Consider the following 12,474-nt stretch of genomic DNA (forward strand, 5'->3'; position numbering starts at 1 on the left):
CCGCAGCCGCCTCGTCGCCGATCAGCGGATCGGCGGCGCGTATTGGATTCCACCCTTGTTCCAGAGCTGGTTGAGGCCGCGCGCGATCTGCAGCTTCGATCCCGCGCCGACATTGCGATCGAACATTTCGCCGTAATTGCCGACGGCCTTGATGATCCGGGCGAACCAGTCCTTGGTCAGGCCGAGCTGTTCACCAAGATTGCCGTCGGTGCCGAAGGCGCGCTTGAGGTCGGGCTTGTCCGACTTGGCCATCTCGTCGACGTTCTTCTGGGTGACGCCGAGCTCCTCGGCGTTGATCTGCGCGAACAGCACCCATTTCACGATGTCAAACCACTGGTCGTCGCCGTGACGGACCATCGGGCCGAGCGGCTCCTTGGAAATGATTTCCGGCAGCACGACGTGATCGGCCGGACTGCCGAGCTTCAGCCGCATTGCGTAGAGCTGGGAGACGTCCGAGGTAAACACGTCGCAGCGGCCGGTCTCGTAGGCCTTCAGGGTCTCGTCCGCCGAGGCGAACGCGATCACCTCGTATTTCATGTTGTTGCCCTTGAAATAGTCGGCGAGGTTCTGCTCAGTCGTGGTGCCGGTCTGTACGCAGACCGAGGCGCTGTTCAATTCGAGCGCGGAGTTCACCTTGAGCGACTTCTTCACCATGAACCCCTGCCCGTCGTAGTAGGTCACACCGGTGAAGTTGGCGCCGAGCGAGGTGTCGCGCGACAGTGTCCAGGTGGTGTTGCGCGACAGCACGTCGATCTCGCCCGACTGCAGCGCAGTGAAACGGTCCTTGGCCGACAGCGGCACGAACTTGACCTTGGTCGGGTCGTCAAAGATCGCCGCGGCGATCCCGCGGCAGACGTCGACGTCGATCCCGGTCCAGTTGCCCTTGTCGTCCGGCGAGGAGAACCCCGGCAGGCCGCTGCTGACGCCGCAGGATAGCTGGCCCCGATCCTTGACCGTCTTCAGGGTTTGCGCCGAGGCGGCCTGAGCCGACAAGGCGGCGGCAGCGGCAAGGGTTAGGGCCAGGGGAACGCGTTTCATGGGCTGGGGCCTTTCAGGGGTCGTCCGTGGACGTTGTTTTTGGTCACCTGACGCTCACGGGGCCACCCGATGATCCACCTTGCAGCAAATAATGCTGACCTGACCGGCAGTTTGGCTGCAAATCGGTCAGGCAACGGGATCGCAGGTCGCGGCAGGCCCCTCAACGTGCGGCGACTGGAAGTTGCGGCGCATCACATAGCGACTGGCGTGCCGGGTCAAGGGGTTGACGCATGTCTTCCGCGTCCTGTTAGTAACACTTCCCAGCGTAGCTCTGCGCTCCCGACGCGTTACGGCTGCGGCAAAAGTCTAACGGCGACGACCCATGACCTCCTCCGACAATTCCACGCCCTCCCGTCCACAACACGCCGCCACCCGGCTGGTCACGGCCGGCCGCGACACCAAGGCTCAAAAGGGCTTTGTCAATCCGCCGGTCTTCCATGGTTCGACCGTGCTCTATCCGACGGCGGAGGACCTGCATGCCCACCGCGGTGAATTTACCTACGGCCGCCACGGCACGCCGACCACACGAGCGCTGCAAGACGTGCTGATGGCGCTCGAAGGCCCGCAATGCGCCGGCGTCGGGCTCGCGCCGTCAGGACTGGCCGCGATCTCCACCACCCTGCTCGCTGTGCTGAAAGCCGGTGAACATGTGCTGGTCTGCGACAACGTCTACCGGCCGACGCGCAATTTCTGCAACGGCATGCTGGCGCGCTACGGCATCGAGACCACATATTTCGACCCGCTGATCGGCGGCGGCATCGCGGCCCTGTTCAGGCCGAACACCCGCGCGGTGCTGGTCGAGGCGCCGGGCTCACAATCCTTCGAGATGCCCGACGTCCGCGCGATCGCGGCGATGGCTCACGCGCGCGGCGCGCTTGTCATCGACGACAACACCTGGGCCACCCCGCTCTATCATCGTTCGCTCGAGCAGGGCGTCGACATCAGCATGCAGGCCGCGACCAAATATATCGGCGGCCATTCCGACATCATGTTCGGCACGATCTCGGCGAACGCCAAGGCTTGGCCGCTGGTCTCCGAGGCGATCCGCCTGCTCGGCGTCTGCGCCGGGCCGGACGACGTATATCTCGCGCTGCGCGGCGTACGCACGCTCTCGACCCGGCTCGCGCAGCACCATCGCTCCGGACTCGAGATGGCGCGTTGGCTTGCCGCGCGGCCCGAGGTCGAGCGCGTGCTGCACCCTGCCCTGGAAACCGATCCTGGACATGCGATCTGGAAGCGCGACTTCACCGGCGCCTCCGGTCTGTTCAGCGTCGTCCTGAAACCGGTGCCGCAACAGGCAGTCGATACCATGCTCAACACGCTCACGCTGTTCGGCATGGGCTTTTCCTGGGGCGGCTTCGAGAGTCTCGCGATCCCGTTCGATTGCAACGAGTATCGCACCGCGACCAAATGGGCGCCGGGCGGGCCGACGCTGCGGCTGCATATCGGGCTCGAAGATGTCGATGACCTCAAGGCCGATCTCGAACGCGGATTTGCGGCGCTGAAGGCGGGCTCTTGATTCACTTGCGCTGCTGTGCCTGAAGATGTGCCGCGCGGCTACCGAGCCGCGGCCTCGCGTATTGCGATCGGTGCTGCTCGCCTCGATCACGTGAGCCCCGGGATTTTGCGGGGTTATGACTGCATCGATAACCTGCCGTTCACCATCCCCGCCAATCCCCTGATCGACCAGGCCCAGTAGCAAGTTCCCTTACACTTTTGCTGCCGTAGTCATGCTCCCGGGAAAGGCTGTCAGCGCCGCGAGGCTGCGACCGCCTGGCGTAAGGGCATTCAGTCAGTCACATGAAGACGGCACGTATCGTGGTCCTGGCCATCGCCGGCGTCGCAGGCCTTGCGGCCACGTATCTCGCGAGCAGCAGCACCACCGATCACAAGCCGGCGCCTGTCGCGCCGGTCGTGCAGTTGCCGACCGTCGAAGTGCTGGTGGCCAAGTCCGACATCGGGCTCGGTCAGTCCGTCAAGCCCGAGGACGTGCAGTGGCAGCGCTGGCCAGCGGAGACCGCGAGCAACGGCTTCATGCGCCGCGACACCAATGCTGACGCGATGAAGGACGTCATCGGCTCGATCGCGCGCGCCCCCTTCATCATCGGCGAGCCGATCCGCGAGCAGAAGCTGGTCAAGGCAAACGGCAGCGGCTTCATGGCCGCGATCTTGCCGGCGGGCATGCGCGCCATCTCTACGGAGATCACGCCGGAGACCGGCGCCGGCGGCTTCATCCTGCCCGGCGACCGCGTCGACGTGATCCTGTCCAAGCGCGACAAGAATCCCGATCGCGTCGGCTCCGACGTCGTCGTCACCGAAACCCTGCTGTCCAATGTCCGGGTGCTGGCGATCGACCAGGCGCCGAAGGAGAAAGACGGCAGCAACTCGCTCGTCGGCAAGACCGCGACGCTCGAGCTGAAGCCCGAACAGGCCGAGACGCTCGCGCGCGCCCGGCAGAGCGGCACGCTGTCGCTCGCACTGCGCAGCATCGCCGACATCAACGACAATACGGTCGAGACCTCGACCAACGGCCAGGCCCCGAAGCGGGGCGAGAGCATCAGTGTGGTTCGCTACGGCGTTCTCAGCTGTCAGACGACACAGAAGTGATGGGGGCTTCGCAGATGATATCAGATGCAAGACAACTGAAGGCGCGGACCGCATTGGTCCGTACACTGTCATTTTCGGCGGTCGCAGCGCTGATTGTCATCCCTGCCCTGTCTCCTGCCGCTGCGGCCGACCCGAACAAGAATGCGGATGTTGCTGTGACCAGCAGCATCCCGGTCAAGACGCGCTTCCTGGCGCTCGGCGTCGGCAAGTCTGTCGTGATCGACCTGCCCCGTGAAGCCAAGGACGTGCTGGTTGCCGATCCCAAGATCGCTAACGCGGTGATCCGCTCAGCGCAGCGCGCCTACATCATCGGCGCAGCGGTCGGTCAAACCAACGTGGTGTTCTTCGATGGCGACGGCGCCCAGGTCGCTTCCTACGACATCGCGATCAAGCGCGATCTCAACGGCCTGCGCGCTGCGCTCCGACAGATGCTGCCAGGCGTCAATATCGAGGGTGTCGGCGACAGCGTCGTGCTGACCGGCTCGGTGTCGAGCCCGGTCGAGGCACAGCAGGCCGGCGACGTCGCCGCAAAACTGGTCGGCAGCGCCGACAAGGTCGTCAACTCGATCGTGGTGCGCGGCCGCGACCAGGTGATGCTGAAGGTCACCGTCGCCGAAGTGCGGCGCGATCTGGTCAAGCAGCTCGGCATCGATCTCAGCGCCAACATGAACTACGGCACCGCTGCGGTGGTGTTCAACAACAACAACCCCTTCACCGCGAACAATGGACCGCTCGTCTCCGGCAATGCCTTGGCCGGAGCCGCCCTGACGAAGGCCGGTGTACCATCAGTCACCGCGACGCTGCGCGCGATGGAGAGCGCCGGCGTCGTACGGACGCTGGCCGAACCGAATCTCACGGCGATCTCCGGGGAGTCCGCGACCTTCGTCTCCGGCGGCGAATTTCCGATTCCAACCGGCGTGACGTGCCAAACCACGACGTCGGGCACGATCGGCAATTGCGTTCAGACCGTCAGCTTCAAGAAATTCGGCATCTCGCTCAACTTCACGCCGGTGGTCCTGTCCGAGGGACGCATCAGCCTGAAGGTGATGACCGAAGTGTCCGAGGTCTCGATGGAGAACGCTTTGACCGGCGGCCAGGGCGGAACGACGATCCCGTCGATCAAGACTCGCCGCGCGGACACCACGCTGGAGGTGCCCTCCGGCGGCTCGATCGCGATGGCCGGATTGATCCAGGAGCAGACCAAGCAGGCGATCAACGGCATGCCCGGCGTCGATCAGATCCCGGTTCTGGGACAGCTCTTCCGGAGCCAGGACTTCGTCAATTCCGAGACGGAGCTGATGGTCATCGTGACGCCCTATGTGGTGCGAGCGGTTGCGCAGAAGGACCTGTCCCGACCGGACGACGGATTTGCTTCGGCCTCCGACTCGGAATCGGCGCTGCTGGCGCGCATCAACCGCATCTATGGCGTCGCCGCCCGCGCCGAGCCGATCGGCGCCACGCCGGCCAATTTCGGCTTCATCATCGATTGACACGGGCTTGAGGGTTGGGGATCGCAAGATGACACGCAACACAGTCAGCAGGCGCTCGACGATACGACCGCTGTTCGGCGTCCTGCTCGTGACGCTGACGCTCGGCGGATGCAATACAGCGACGACCGATGTCGTGACCGGGACCGTGCCGGACGACTACCGGCAGCGCCATCCGATCGCCGTGACCGAAGGCGAGCAATCAATCGTCGTATTCGTCGGTTATGCCCGCGGCAACCTGACCGAGACGCAGCGCGACGACGTCATGGGGATCGCCCGCGGCTGGCGCCGCGAGGCCACCGGCGCGATCGCGATCGATGTACCGGTTGATACGCCGAATGCGCGTGCCGCCGGGGCGATCTATCAGGAGATCCGCGGCTTGCTCGCATCGATGGGCGTACCCGGCCATGCCATCACCAGGCGGGCCTATCACCCCGACGATCCGCGCGCGCTCGCCACCATTCGCGTGAGCTATCCCAAGATGGCGGCGGTTGCCGGTCCCTGCGGGGTGTGGCCGGCCGACCTCGGCCCCTCGCTCGACAATCCCGCCTATATCCAGAACAAGGAGTACTACAATTTCGGCTGCGCCACTCAGCGTAACCTGGCGGCGATGGTTGCAAATCCCTCCGACCTCGTGCAGCCGCGCACCGAGACTGCTGCCTACACGCCGCGCCGCTCGATCGCGTTCGACAAATACCGCAAGGGCGTCACCACCGCGACAACCTATCCTGAAGCTGACAAGGCCAAGCTGAGCGACTAAGGCAATGACCGCCGAACAACAAGACGAGCAACCGCAGATCGACGACTACATCGCCCCGGCGCCGCGCATTTCGGTGCAGGCCTTCTGTGCCAGCGTCGCAACCGCCACGACCGCACGTGCCGCCGCCGAGGATCGCCGTCTCGCCAAGGCTCATCTCTCCGTCCACATGGGCGGCATCGCCGCCGCGATCGAGGCCTATCACAAGGCGCCGACGCCGAACGTGATTATCCTGGAAACCGAGCCGGGCACGGATTTCCTCGCCGGCCTCGACGACCTCGCGGCGGTGTGCGATCCCGGCACCCGCGTCGTCATGCTGGGAAACGCCGCCGATGTCGCGCCTTATCGCGAACTGGTCCGCCGCGGCGTCAACGACTATGTGGTCGGCCCCGTCAAGGTGCTCGACATCGTGCGCTCGATTTGCAGCCTGTTCTCGGCAACGGAAGCGGTCTCGGTCGGCCGATTGATCGCGGTCGCGGGCGCCAAGGGCGGCGTCGGCGCTTCGACCGTTGCCCACAACGTCGCCTGGACCATCGCGCGCGATCTCGGACTGGATTCCGTCGTCATCGATCTCGACCTTGCTTTCGGCACCGCCGGCCTCGACTACAACCAGGATCCGGTGCAGGGCATCGCGAACGCCGTGTTCTCTCCCGAGCGCCCAGACACCGCCTATATGGATCGCCTGCTCGCCAAGTGCAGCGACCATCTCAGCCTGCTGGCGGCGCCTGCGACCCTCGAACAGGTTTATGATTTCGGTGCCGATGCGTTCGATGCGATCTTCGATACGATGCGCATGACCTCCTCCTGCATCGTGCTCGACGTCCCGCATCAATGGACGGCCTGGACCAAGCGCACGCTGGTCGGCGCCGACGATATCCTGATCGTCGCCGAGCCCGACCTCGCCAACATGCGCAACACCAAGAACATGATGAATATGCTGAAGGCGGCACGTCCCAACGATCGGCCGCCGCTCTACTGCCTGAATCAGGTCGGCATGCCAAGGCGGCCAGAGATCGAGGTCAAGGAGTTCGCCAAGACGATCGAAAGCGCGCCGATCGCGACAATTCCGTTCGACAGCCGCCTGTTCGGCGAGGCCGCCAACAACGGGCAGATGATCGCGGAAGTGTCCGCGCGGCACCGCACCACGAAAACCTTCCTGCAGATCGCGCACCGCCTGACCGGCCGCCCCGACCTTGCCGAGCAACGCGGATCGCTGCTGACGCCGATCCTCCGGAAGCTGCAGGGCCAGCGCGACGGCAGGCGCAAGGCCGCGGGTTGATTGCGCCGAAGTCGCCAGCGGATGGATTTGATCGCGCTGGAGGGAGTGCAAGCGCGCGTGAGCGGACGTTGCGCCCAACAACGTCTAACGCGACCTAGTCGTGACGATTGGCCGCGACTGGAATCCGGCCCGTGTCGGTCCGGCTTGCATCCCTCCGCGCCAACAGCCGCTTCAACGTGGCAACGTTAGCCGACCCCTGCTCCGGCGGCAGATTCGCCTTCATGATGCCCTCGGCCTCGGCCTCACGGCCCTGCAGTCCCACCACGACGGCGAGATTGGTTCGCACGCGCATGTCACCGGGAGCGCGCTCCCGGGCGCGACGCAACGTTTCCTCGGCCTTCGGCAGATCTTTCGACAGCAGGTAGGACAATCCGAGATTTGAGAGCACCGAAGGATCGTCCGGCCGGATCTTCAGCGCGCTCGCATAGTACTGGCGCGCTTCATCGTGACGATCGAGTTGATCGAGCACGGCGCCCTGCGCAGACAGGATACGCCAATCCGGATCGTCGGGGCTGTGCGCGCGACCGAGCACGTCGAAGGCCTGCTGGAAATTGCCGTTGTCGGCGAGCGCACGCCCGTAGCCTGCGAGCAGCGGCTTGTTGCCGGGCTGGGCCAACACAGCCTGCTCCAGGACTGCGACAGCCTGCTCCCGCTGACCGGTGGCCCGCAGCGCCTTGGCGTATTTGAGCGCGGCGTCGGCATCCCTGGGATTGGTGCGGACGCGCTCCTTGTAGGTGTCGAGGTCGCGCCGCGGATCGGCGGACGCCTGGCTCGGCTCGGCCGTATCGCCCAATGACCCGGTGATGTCTCCGGCAATGTCTGACGACGTCTGGCAGGCCGACAATCCGACCAACAGGACCGCAGCCGACGCTGCGCTCGCGAGACGGTTCACGCGGCTTATGTGTCGGAGTGATTTCTGGAGCATCAACGGGGACTCGGAACGGCGAAGGTGCCCGGATGCTCACAGCTTAACCCTAATGGCGAGTTAAGGCCGACGTCGTGCCGCGGCCATGCGCGCGCCAAGTAGGAGTCTGATGGTTGGGCGTGCCGGATTAATCGATGAATTGGGCGCCGAATTCATGCCCGATCCGCCAGGCCAGACGGCATTGGCGCGGGCTGCCGGTCGAGAAGATGATGGTGAATTCGGGCGGGACTTCCAGATATTCGGCTATCACCTTGACGCCACCGGCAGAAATATCGGTGATCATGCAGTCCCGAGGCAGTGAGCCAGTCCCGATCTGGATTTTGGCGACGCTTCTGCAGACGCGACGTTCGCTCTTGCGGCGATTGACAAACATCCTGATCCCCAAGCACGGCTGGACGAGTTTCTGGTTGCCGCAGTCGTAGCGCGGAAAGATTGGAAACTGCCTAGCGGAACTGCTCGCAATTGAACGGTTGCCTTCCAGCTTCATTTACCCCTGACAATTCCTCGCTCGGGCACTCCTCCAGGGACGGCCGCGTTAGCCCCCTTTTTGACCCGATCCGCTCGCACCGCCGGGTTCCCGTGAGAACAAAAAGGGTTGATCCGCGGTCGATAGGCGGTAGCGTGACCCGTTCGACTCGATTTGCCGGGATACGGAACAGGCATGGGAAGCATGGTCCTACTTGATCTGATGGGCGGCGTCGCGCTGCTGCTGTGGGGCCTGCACATGGTGCATAGCGGGATCCTGCGCGCCTTCGGCCCGGACCTGCGGCTGCTCCTGGGCAAGGCGCTGCGCAACCGGTTCAGCGCCTTCGCTGCCGGCCTTGGGTTGACCGCCCTGCTCCAGAGCTCGACCGCCACCGCCCTGATCACCAGTTCGTTCGCCGCGGAAGGCCTGGTCAACCTGGTGCCCGCGCTTGCCATCATGCTGGGGGCCAATGTCGGTACCACCCTGATCGTCCAGGTGCTGTCGTTCAATGTGGCAGCGGTCGCGCCGGTGCTGTTCATCCTCGGCCTGGTCGCCTTCCGTACCGGACCGCGCTCCCGGATCAAGGACCTCGGCCGCGTTTCGATCGGCCTCGGCCTGATGCTGCTGGCGCTGCACATCCTGCTCGACACGCTGGCGCCGGCCGAAAGCGCCCCGGGCGTGCGCGTCTTCATGGGTGCGATCACCGGCGATCCCGTGCTCTGCATCTTCATTGGCGCGGTCGTCACCTGGCTGGTCCATTCCAGCGTCGCCAGCGTGCTGCTGGTGATGTCGCTGGCCTACTCCCAGTTCATTTCACCCTACGCGGCGCTGGCGCTGGTGCTCGGCGCCAATCTCGGCAGCGCCATCAACCCGCTGATGGAAGGTGCGCGCCGCGATGATCCGGCGAGCTATCGCCTGCCGGTTGGCAATCTCGTCAACCGCGTGATCGGCATCTTGCTGGTGGCGCCGTTCCTGCGCCCGATCGCCGAGCATATCCAGGTGTGGCAACCCGATCTCGCCAAGGCAACGGCGCTGTTCCACATCGCCTTCAACGTCGCGACTGCGATCCTGTTCATCGGCGTCCTCGACGCCATGGCGCGGCTGCTCAATCGGCTCCTGCCCAAGCGGGTGCAGGAGACCGATCCGTCGCGGCCGCGCTATCTCGACGAGAGTGCGCTTGAGACCCCCTCGCTCGCGCTGACCGACGCGGCGCGCGAGGTGCTGCACATGGGTGATCATGTCGAGGCCATGCTGCGCAAGGTGATGGCGGCGATGATGACCAACGACCGTGCCCTGGTCGACCAGGTGTCACAGATGGACAACACCGTCGACAGCCTGAACGAGGCGACCAAGCTCTACGTGACCAAGCTCACCCGCGGCAGCCTCGACGAGCGCGAGGGCCAGCGCGCCATGGAGATCGTCGCCTTCGCGATCAATCTCGAACATATCGGCGACATCATCGACAAGAATCTCAGCGAGCTCGCCACCAAGAAGATCAAGCGCCGTCTGCAGTTCTCGAGCGAAGGCGCAGAGGAATTGTCTGCATTCCATAAGCGGACCATCGACTCGCTGCGGATCGCATTCGGCGTCTTCATGTCGGGCGACGCCAGCGAGGCGCGCAAGCTGCTGACCGAGAAGGCCGCGTTGCGCGCGGCCGAGTTGGCTGCCGTCGAGCGTCATCTCGAGCGCCTGCGTGAGGGCCGCCCGGAGACCATCGAGACCACCTCGCTGCATCTGGACGTGCTGCGCGACCTCCGCCGCATCCACTCGCATATCTGCTCGGTGGCCTACCCAGTGCTCGATGCAGCCGGCGAGACCGCGGCCTATCGCGAGAGCGCCGTCGAGGCCGCGGATCTTCCAGCGCCGGCCGCCGGAAGGCCGTGATCAGCGGTCGAGCGTCTTCGACGCCTTGCCGCGATTCTTCACGATCAGCATGATGTTGCGGATGTAGATCAGGGTGGCGAGGCCCTGCCCCAGGATAATCACCGGCTCGCGCTTGGCGAGGCCGTAGATCAGCGTCATCAGGCCGCCGCCCATCGAGAAGAACCAGAACGCCATCGGCACCACGCTCTGGCCGGCGCGCTCGCTCGAAATCCACTGCACCAGGAAGCGGGCAGTGAACAGCAGTTGCGCGACGAGGCCAAACGCCAGCCAGAAGTCGAACTTGGCGACGAATACGTCGTAGAGATAGGCGTTGAGCGCCTGGCCATACTGAATCAGCATCACCTTACCTCGGTCACGACAGGCGCTTCAGCGACATCAGTCACTTCAGTAACGACTGGCGTCGGCTTCTTGCGGCGGATCAGCCACCACACGCCCGCGAGATCCATGATCCCGATCCAGAGCCGGTCGAAGAATCCGTAGTTCGACACGCCGGCATGGCGCGGGCGATCGATCACGTCGACATAGGCGATCGCAAAGCCTTCGCGGCGGACCAGCGCCGGCAGGAAGCGATGCAGCCCGTCGAAATAAGGCATCGACAGGAACACGTCGCGCGGAAAGGCCTTCAGCCCGCAGCCGGTGTCGCGGGTGCCGTCGCGCAGGATCGCGCCCCGCACCGTGTTCGCGATACGCGACTGCATCTTCTTGAATCCGGTATCTTTGCGCCCCACCCGCTGGCCGGCGGCGAGGCCGACGCGTCCGTTACCGCTCTCGACCGCCGAGATCAGGTTCGGCAGGAAGGCCGGGTTATTCTGTCCGTCGCCATCGAGCGTCGCCACGATCGCGCCGCGCGCGGCGCGCACCCCGCTGCGCACCGCCGCCGACTGACCGGTCGAGACGGCATGCCGAAGCTGTCTGAGATTACGCCGCTGCGCCATGATCGCAGCCAGCCGTTCGGCAGTGTCGTCGGTCGAGCCATCATTGACGTAGATGATCTCGTAGGCCCAGCGGCCGTCGAGCACGGCCGCAATCTCCGTGATCAGCGGCGCGATATTGTCGGCCTCGTTGCGCACGGGCACGACGATGGAAACGGCGACCGGCGTCTGGTCGGGAAGCGGCAAATCGGCACTCGAGGTTGGTGTTGTTTCCGGCTGGAACCGGCCCGATCCGGCCGTCGGGCGACCGCTTTTATGGGGCGAAGGCGTTCCCCGCAACCCTTTTGAGGCGCCGCTCCGACGGTCCGAGCAACGCTACCACGGTGCCGTCGCGATGGATGGCGAAACCAAGGCGGCGGGCGGCGAACCAGTACCGCACCGCCATTGCACCGATCACACCGACCAGCGCACCGGCGACCACGTCGCTCGGATGATGGGCCAACAGCACCAGCCGCGTCGCGATGATGATCAGCGCGTAAAGCAGCATCACGATCCGCGTCCGCGGCCATACCGCCGACACGGCGAATGCCAAAGCGAACGCGGTGATCGCGTGCCCCGAGGGGAAGCTCGAATAGGCTTCGGTGCCGGCGAAATGATGGAAGTTGAAGGCATTGGCCTTGCCGCCGACGAAGGGCCGGCCGCGGCCGACGATCCATTTGACCACCTCGCCCACGGCCACCGAGAACGCGACCGACAGGAACAGATATTGCAGACGCGTTCCGAGACCGAGCAAGGTCGCGTGAGACACGCCGCGGACTGCAGGCGCCGCCAACGCGACTGCAATCAGCAGAACACCGAGCGCCCATAGCACATGCGTGTCCTTGCCGAAGTCGGTCAGGATCCGCACCCACCACAGGCTCGGCGTGCCGCGCGGCGGCATCAAGCCGATCTCTTCGGCGTCGACGAGATACATCAGCGTGATGATCGCGGCGCCGGTGACGACGACGAGCAGCAGCACGTGACGCGCTGAGCGCCGTGCAGCCTCGGCCCTCCGCGAATGGGACGGGGCGCGCACGAGCTGTGCGAAGGACAACCAGACCAGCGTCAGCAATCGTCCGAAGTAATGTCCGGTGTCCCGGGACGCGGGCAGCAACGCCAT

12 protein-coding genes are annotated in these 12,474 nt (G+C 64.9%); 6 read left to right on the top strand and 6 right to left on the bottom strand.

Going from position 1 to position 12,474, the window contains the following annotated elements:
• Window positions 1-21 precede the first annotated feature (21 nt).
• Complete coding sequence (locus P6U30_RS19455) at window positions 22-1,038, bottom strand: amino acid ABC transporter substrate-binding protein (RefSeq protein WP_407164564.1); 1,017 nt, start codon at window positions 1,036-1,038, stop codon at window positions 22-24.
• Between the two features lie 322 nt (window positions 1,039-1,360).
• Between P6U30_RS19455 and metC the strand changes: the two genes are divergently transcribed.
• From metC to P6U30_RS19480, 5 genes are all read left to right on the top strand, one after another.
• Window positions 1,361-2,557, top strand: coding sequence for a cystathionine beta-lyase (gene metC, locus P6U30_RS19460; protein ID WP_407164565.1), 1,197 nt, complete (start codon window positions 1,361-1,363; stop codon window positions 2,555-2,557).
• A 281-nt stretch (window positions 2,558-2,838) separates the two neighbouring features.
• A complete protein-coding gene (cpaB, locus tag P6U30_RS19465; protein ID WP_407164567.1) occupies window positions 2,839-3,645 on the top strand; it encodes a Flp pilus assembly protein CpaB in 807 nt (268 codons plus the stop codon).
• Window positions 3,646-3,659: 14 nt separating this feature from the next.
• Window positions 3,660-5,135 (top strand): type II and III secretion system protein family protein, encoded by a 1,476-nt coding sequence (locus P6U30_RS19470; protein ID WP_407164569.1) that lies wholly within the window; start codon window positions 3,660-3,662, stop codon window positions 5,133-5,135.
• A gap of 28 nt (window positions 5,136-5,163) precedes the next feature.
• Window positions 5,164-5,892: a CpaD family pilus assembly protein gene (locus P6U30_RS19475; RefSeq protein ID WP_407164571.1), complete on the top strand. Its 729-nt coding sequence runs from the start codon at window positions 5,164-5,166 to the stop codon at window positions 5,890-5,892.
• A 4-nt stretch (window positions 5,893-5,896) separates the two neighbouring features.
• Window positions 5,897-7,168 (top strand): CpaE family protein, encoded by a 1,272-nt coding sequence (locus P6U30_RS19480; RefSeq protein WP_407164573.1) that lies wholly within the window; start codon window positions 5,897-5,899, stop codon window positions 7,166-7,168.
• A 94-nt stretch (window positions 7,169-7,262) separates the two neighbouring features.
• Here P6U30_RS19480 and P6U30_RS19485 read toward each other — a convergent pair whose 3' ends face one another.
• Together P6U30_RS19485 and P6U30_RS19490 are read right to left on the bottom strand one after the other, a co-directional pair.
• Window positions 7,263-8,093, bottom strand: a complete 831-nt coding sequence (locus P6U30_RS19485) for a tetratricopeptide repeat protein (RefSeq protein ID WP_407164575.1) — start codon at window positions 8,091-8,093, stop codon at window positions 7,263-7,265.
• Between the two features lie 127 nt (window positions 8,094-8,220).
• Window positions 8,221-8,466 carry a PilZ domain-containing protein gene (locus tag P6U30_RS19490; RefSeq protein ID WP_407152557.1) on the bottom strand — a complete coding sequence of 82 codons (246 nt, stop codon included), beginning with the start codon at window positions 8,464-8,466 and terminating at the stop codon, window positions 8,221-8,223.
• Between the two features lie 288 nt (window positions 8,467-8,754).
• Between P6U30_RS19490 and P6U30_RS19495 the strand changes: the two genes are divergently transcribed.
• Window positions 8,755-10,443 carry a Na/Pi cotransporter family protein gene (locus P6U30_RS19495; protein ID WP_407164577.1) on the top strand — a complete coding sequence of 563 codons (1,689 nt, stop codon included), beginning with the start codon at window positions 8,755-8,757 and terminating at the stop codon, window positions 10,441-10,443.
• On the opposite strand, the gene P6U30_RS19500 is transcribed toward P6U30_RS19495, so the two are convergent.
• The 3 genes from P6U30_RS19500 to P6U30_RS19510 form a co-directional block, all read right to left on the bottom strand.
• On the bottom strand, window positions 10,444-10,782 hold the full coding sequence (locus tag P6U30_RS19500; RefSeq protein ID WP_407146325.1) for a lipid-A-disaccharide synthase N-terminal domain-containing protein: 339 nt from the start codon (window positions 10,780-10,782) through the stop codon (window positions 10,444-10,446).
• Window positions 10,782-11,561 (bottom strand): glycosyltransferase, encoded by a 780-nt coding sequence (locus P6U30_RS19505; protein ID WP_407164579.1) that lies wholly within the window; start codon window positions 11,559-11,561, stop codon window positions 10,782-10,784. The genes P6U30_RS19500 and P6U30_RS19505 overlap by 1 nt, the downstream gene beginning before the upstream one ends.
• A gap of 67 nt (window positions 11,562-11,628) precedes the next feature.
• Entirely contained in the window at window positions 11,629-12,474 is an 846-nt protein-coding gene (locus P6U30_RS19510; protein WP_407164581.1) for a phosphatase PAP2 family protein, read from the bottom strand.

It is taken from the genome of Bradyrhizobium sp. ORS 111 (assembly GCF_045571485.1).
In the GTDB taxonomy this organism is placed as follows: domain Bacteria; phylum Pseudomonadota; class Alphaproteobacteria; order Rhizobiales; family Xanthobacteraceae; genus Bradyrhizobium.

Bases quoted from the DNA above. Each gene is read 5' to 3' on its own strand.
- metC (WP_407164565.1), top strand. From the start codon at position 1,361: ATGACCTCCTCCGACAATTCCACGCCCTCCCGTCCACAACACGCCGCC.
- P6U30_RS19485 (WP_407164575.1), bottom strand. From the start codon at position 8,093: ATGCTCCAGAAATCACTCCGACACATAAGCCGCGTGAACCGTCTCGCG.
- P6U30_RS19495 (WP_407164577.1), top strand. From the start codon at position 8,755: ATGGGAAGCATGGTCCTACTTGATCTGATGGGCGGCGTCGCGCTGCTG.
- P6U30_RS19455 (WP_407164564.1), bottom strand. From the start codon at position 1,038: ATGAAACGCGTTCCCCTGGCCCTAACCCTTGCCGCTGCCGCCGCCTTG.
- P6U30_RS19510 (WP_407164581.1), bottom strand. From the start codon at position 12,474: ATGGCGTTGCTGCCCGCGTCCCGGGACACCGGACATTACTTCGGACGA.
- P6U30_RS19480 (WP_407164573.1), top strand. From the start codon at position 5,897: ATGACCGCCGAACAACAAGACGAGCAACCGCAGATCGACGACTACATC.
- P6U30_RS19500 (WP_407146325.1), bottom strand. From the start codon at position 10,782: ATGCTGATTCAGTATGGCCAGGCGCTCAACGCCTATCTCTACGACGTA.
- P6U30_RS19490 (WP_407152557.1), bottom strand. From the start codon at position 8,466: ATGTTTGTCAATCGCCGCAAGAGCGAACGTCGCGTCTGCAGAAGCGTC.
- cpaB (WP_407164567.1), top strand. From the start codon at position 2,839: ATGAAGACGGCACGTATCGTGGTCCTGGCCATCGCCGGCGTCGCAGGC.
- P6U30_RS19470 (WP_407164569.1), top strand. From the start codon at position 3,660: ATGATATCAGATGCAAGACAACTGAAGGCGCGGACCGCATTGGTCCGT.
- P6U30_RS19475 (WP_407164571.1), top strand. From the start codon at position 5,164: ATGACACGCAACACAGTCAGCAGGCGCTCGACGATACGACCGCTGTTC.